Source organism: Streptococcus sp. GMD5S (assembly GCF_000298715.2).
In the GTDB taxonomy this organism is placed as follows: domain Bacteria; phylum Bacillota; class Bacilli; order Lactobacillales; family Streptococcaceae; genus Streptococcus.
This window is the reverse complement of sequence record NZ_AJRG02000050.1, coordinates 1-1,149: the sequence shown is the minus strand read 5'-3', so window position 1 is coordinate 1,149 and position 1,149 is coordinate 1. Positions and strand designations below refer to the sequence as shown.

Genomic DNA, 1,149 nt, shown 5'->3' with positions numbered 1-1,149 from the left:
CCCAAATGTCTTTATTATTTAATTACTGGACCAGTATAACAGAATTTGAAAGCCCTAGCAAGATATTTGACTGGAAAATATATTTATATAGTTTGTTTGTTCATTCTTTTAATCTACATAAAAGGATTGAATTTATCCTATAATTCATAACCAATATCAAAAAAGGCTAATTCTAAAGCTACTGCTTGATTCCAGCGTTGCTGAAGTTCTGTCAAATCTTCTCGATTTTTCCCGACACGATTGAGTTCGTCAACCAGAAATTGAACCCACTCTGTAAAGAAAGGACCTCTGTGGAGATTGACCCATTCTAAATGAATATAGGCTTCAGGTAGAGCCAAATCTTTAGAACCCCAGTCTAAATAGAGACCTTCTGCAATGACCAGCATGACCAAAAGATGAGCATAGTCTGATGAAGCCACAGCAGAATACATTAGCTCCTGAAACGCTTTTGTTACAGGGTGCAAGGTCACTTCTAGATAGTCATTCTCTGCTACTTTTAACTCTTTGAAAGCCTTTTGGAAATAACCATCTTCATCTGCTTCAAGAAAGCCTAGTTGTTTGGCAAAACGAAGTTTGGATTCAAGCTGGTCTGCGTGAGCTACACAAGCTCCCAGCATGGATAAGAAAGCATCAAAGAAATGATAATCTTGAATCAGGTAGTCTTTTAAGACCTTATTCTCAATTGTCCCCGCAAAAAGTTCCTTGACAAAACGATGATTGATTGCAGCCTGCCAATCCTTCTGACTGCTTTTTAATAATTCTCCAACGGTCAAACCTGGCTGAAATGCATAGTCTTGTGTTTCCATATTTATTTTTCCTTTCTTTACTCCTTAGTAATCAATAAAATATCAAGAGATACCAAGCAAAATCGTAATTCCACTTGATACTTTTAAAGAACATCGAGGGCATTTGCAGATAGCTACCTAAACAAGCCTATCCAGTTTGTATAAACAAAAAAACTCCAATTACAAACGAGAATTAGAGTTTACCTTACAAGATTAGACAGTTTCCTTCAACATAAGAAAAAAAACTTTTCACATTTCCCTTCGCCAGTATTAACTGTATCAGGTTCAATGGGTATCATCTCAGCCTAAAGCACCCCAAATGTCTTTATTATTTAATTACTGGACCAGTATAACAGAATTTGAA

Annotated in this window: 1 protein-coding gene and 1 riboswitch; the gene reads right to left on the bottom strand. The window is 36.1% G+C overall.

All coding sequences use genetic code 11. The annotated features are described in order from the left end of the window. Positions 1-137: 137 nt before the first annotated feature. Entirely contained in the window at positions 138-806 is a 669-nt protein-coding gene (locus GMD5S_RS0209695; protein WP_000449829.1) for a TenA family protein, read from the bottom strand. 218 nt (positions 807-1,024) lie between these two features. Beyond that, positions 1,025-1,113: riboswitch (TPP riboswitch) on the bottom strand. Between the last annotated feature and the right edge of the window lie 36 nt (positions 1,114-1,149).

Coding starts and splice junctions, on each gene's coding strand:
- GMD5S_RS0209695 (WP_000449829.1), bottom strand. CDS start 806: ATGGAAACACAAGACTATGCATTTCAGCCAGGTTTGACCGTTGGAGAA.